The organism is Mesorhizobium sp. M1E.F.Ca.ET.041.01.1.1, from assembly GCF_003997355.1.
GTDB lineage: Bacteria > Pseudomonadota > Alphaproteobacteria > Rhizobiales > Rhizobiaceae > Mesorhizobium.
The window spans coordinates 1-3542 of sequence record NZ_RZSL01000598.1; the positions used below are offsets into that span (position 1 = coordinate 1).

The 3542-nt window shown below is 64.1% G+C and carries 4 protein-coding genes; all 4 read right to left on the minus strand.

Annotation, left to right across the window (positions count from 1 at the left end):
- Positions 1–208: 208 nt before the first annotated feature.
- A complete protein-coding gene (locus EOA38_RS30920; RefSeq protein ID WP_127301008.1) occupies positions 209–694 on the minus strand; it encodes an ester cyclase in 486 nt (161 codons plus the stop codon).
- A 148-nt stretch (positions 695–842) separates the two neighbouring features.
- On the minus strand, positions 843–2270 hold the full coding sequence (locus EOA38_RS30925) for a gamma-aminobutyraldehyde dehydrogenase (protein WP_127301009.1): 1428 nt from the start codon (positions 2268–2270) through the stop codon (positions 843–845).
- A 104-nt stretch (positions 2271–2374) separates the two neighbouring features.
- Positions 2375–3190 carry an ABC transporter permease gene (locus EOA38_RS30930; RefSeq protein ID WP_126090469.1) on the minus strand — a complete coding sequence of 272 codons (816 nt, stop codon included), beginning with the start codon at positions 3188–3190 and terminating at the stop codon, positions 2375–2377.
- A partial coding sequence (locus EOA38_RS30935; RefSeq protein ID WP_127301010.1) for an ABC transporter permease subunit occupies positions 3180–3542 on the minus strand: 363 nt, incomplete at its 5' end. The genes EOA38_RS30930 and EOA38_RS30935, both read right to left, overlap by 11 nt.

A 3542-nucleotide genomic window follows, 5' to 3' on the forward strand; every position in this document is an offset into this window, starting at 1 on the left:
GCGTGGCCTACCTCTCCCCTTGTGGGAGAGGTCGGATTGCCCCGATTTGTCCTTCACAAATCGGTTGGCAATCCGGGTGAGGGGTGATTTGGCGCCAAGCTGGAACACCCCTCATCCGTCTTGTCGCTTCGCGACAATCCACCGCCCGGGGGCGAGCCACGGGTCTCGCCCCGTCCTTCGGACCCCGCAAGGGGGCACCGACTCGCCCCTACATCAGGCCGAGCTGCTTGTAGAAGCCGAGCGCGTCGTAATAGTCGCTCTGGGTCGCGATCTTGCCGTCCTTGACGGAAAACATCGAGGCGCCGGTGAAGGAGAACTTCTTGCCGGTCGCGGCGGTGCCGTCTGCCCAGGCGCCGGTATTGGTGCCGGAGAACTCCCATTCGAAGGAGACGCGGTCGCCGTCTACCAGCGGCTTGCCCTTCATCGTCCATACGGCATCGGGAACGGCCTTCAGGAAATTGTCGATGACGCCGGTCTTGGCGGCGTCTTTACCCGCGACGGGCTTGCCGACTGAGGCGTCATAGTAAGTGACGTCGTCGGCGAAGTAGCCGGCGGCCTTGGCCGAGTCATGCGCATTCCAGGCTGCGACATAGGCCTCGACCACCGACTGCGCGGTGTCTCCGGCGAAGGATGGCGTCACGGCGAGAACCGTAGCGGCGATGGATGCGGATATCAGAAACTGGCGGCGCTGCATTGTTGTTTTCCTCCCTGGTTGAATCTCGGTCGGATGAGAGGTGTTCCAGCTTGGCGCCAAGCTTACCCCTCACCCGGATTGCCAACCGATTTGCGAAGAGCAAATCGGGGCAATCCGACCTCTCCCACAAGGGGAGAGATAAAGGCGCCTAGCCGTGCGCCACCATCACGTGGCGGACGGCGGTGTAGTCCTCCAGCGCGTAGAGCGACATGTCCTTGCCGTAGCCGGACTGCTTCAGTCCGCCATGCGGCATCTCGTTGGTCAGCATGAAGTGAGTGTTGATCCAGGTGCAGCCATATTGCAGGCGGGCGGCTGTCGTCATGGCGCGCGAGACGTCCTTGGTCCACACCGACGAGGCAAGGCCGTAGTCGCTGTCGTTGGCCCAGCTCACGGCTTCGTCGACATCCGAGAAGCGGGTGACCGAGACGACGGGGCCGAAGACCTCGCGGCGCACGATCTCGTCCTCCTGCAGCGCGCCGGCAACCACCGTCGGCTGATAGAAGAAGCCCGAGCCGTCGCCCGGCTTGCCGCCGGTGGTGATCTCGATGTGCTTCAGTTCCGAAGCGCGCTCGACGAAGCTCGACACGCGGTCGCGCTGGCGGCGCGAGATCAGCGGCCCGATCTCGTTTTCGGTGTCATCAGGCTGGTTGTACTTGATGGTCGATACGGCGGAAGAGAGATCGGCGACCAGCTTGTCGTAGATCTTCTTGCCGGCATAGATGCGGCATGCGGCGGTGCAGTCCTGGCCGGCATTGTAATAGCCGAAGGCGCGCAGGCCGTTGACCACGGCGCCGAGATCGGCATCGTCGAAGACGATGACCGGCGCCTTGCCGCCGAGCTCGAGATGCGTGCGCTTGACCGATTTGGCGGCCGCCTGCAGCACCTTCTTGCCGGTGGCGACGTCCCCGGTGATCGAGATCATGTTGACCTTGGGATGATTTATCAGCGCGTTGCCGACGCTGTCGCCGCGGCCGAGCACAACGTTGACGACGCCCTCGGGCAGGATTTCGGCGAGGATCTTCGCCAGCTTCAGCGTCGTCAGCGGCGTCTGCTCCGACGGCTTGAAGACCACCGTGTTGCCGCCACCGATCGCCGGCGCCAGCTTCCAGGCCATCATCATCAGCGGATAATTCCAGGGCGCGATCGAGGCGACAATGCCGATCGGGTCGCGCCGCACCATCGAGGTGTGACCAGGCAGATATTCGCCCGCAACCTGGCCCGGCATCGAGCGTACCGCGCCGGCAAAGAAGCGGTAGCAGTCGACGATCGCCGGGATCTCGTCGTTAAGCACGGCATTGATCGGCTTGCCGCAGTTCAGCGCCTCGAGCGCGGCGAATTCCTTGGCTTCCGTCTCGATGCGGTCGGCGATCTTGAGCAGGTAGCCCGAGCGCTGCGCGGGCGTCGTGCGCGACCAACTGACGAACGCTTGTTCGGCGGCACTGACAGCAGCATCGATCTGCGCCGGGCTCGCTTCGGCCAAGTTGAGGATCGTCGCCCCGGTCTTCGGATTGAGGATCGGCTCCTCGGTTTCGGTGCCCTTCTCGAATTTCGAGCCGATCAGCATCTGGGTGTCCATGAACATTCTCCCTGAACAGGAGCGAGTAGGGAATAGTGAGTAGCGAGTAGGGTTTGACTGTCGATTTCCCCTCTTCGCTATTCGCTACTCCCTATTCGCTGTTTTCATTTTCCGCTGCCCGCGATCTGGTCGCCGTCGCGGGTCAGGTAGTAGGCCAACAGGATCGGCAGCAGCGTCACCAGCACGACCACCATGGCCACGACATTGGTGACCGGGCGCTGGCGGGGGCGGATCAATTCCTCCAGCATCCAGATCGGCACGGTCTGCTGCTGGCCGGCGGTGAAGGTGGTGACGATGACCTCGTCGAAGGACAGCGCGAAGGCCAGCATGCCGCCGGCAAGGAGTGCTGTGGCGATGTTGGGCAGCACGACGTGCCTGAACGTCTGGAAGCCGTCGGCGCCGAGGTCCATCGAGGCCTCGATCATCGAGCCGGAGGTGCGGCGGAAGCGGGCGACGGCGTTGTTGTAGACGACGACCACGCAGAAGGTGGCGTGGCCGAGCACGATCGTCCAGAAAGAGAACGGGATGTCGGCCAGCGCGAAGGCCGAACGCAGCGCGATGCCGGTGATGATGCCGGGCAGCGCGATCGGCAGGATGACCAGCAGCGAGATGGTCTCGCGGCCGAAGAAGCGCGTCTGCGAGACTGCCGCGGCGCAGAGCGTGCCAAGCACCAATGCGATCGCCGTCGAGATGGCGGCGACGCGGATCGACAGCGACAGCGCCTCCCACACGTCCGGGCGGTTCCAGGTGACGGCGAACCATTGCGTGGTGAGCCCCGGCGGCGGCCAGACGAAGCTCTTCTCCTCGGTCGTGAAGGCGTAGACGAAGATCAAGAGGATCGGCAGGTGCAGGAAGAGCAGGCCGCAGGCAGCGGCGATCTTCAGGCGAAGCGGGGCGGATTGGCCGCGATCAGAGCGCATCGAAGGCCCCCATGCGCTTGGCGCCCCAAAGGTAGAAGCCCATGATGACGATCGGCACCACGGTGAAGGCGGCGGCTAAAGGGATGTTGCCGGCGGTGCCTTGCTGCGAATAGACGGCCTGGCCGATGAACAGGCGCGAGGTGCCGATGATCTGCGGGATGATGTAGTCGCCGAGCGTCAGCGAGAAGGTGAAGATCGAGCCTGCAACGATGCCCGGCAGCGCCAGCGGAAACAGCACGTTGCGGAAAGTCTGCCCGGGCGAGGCGCCGAGATCGGACGAGGCCTCGACCAGGTTGCCGGGCACGCGCTCGAGCGCCGCCTGGACGGGGAGGATCATGAATGGCAGCCAGAC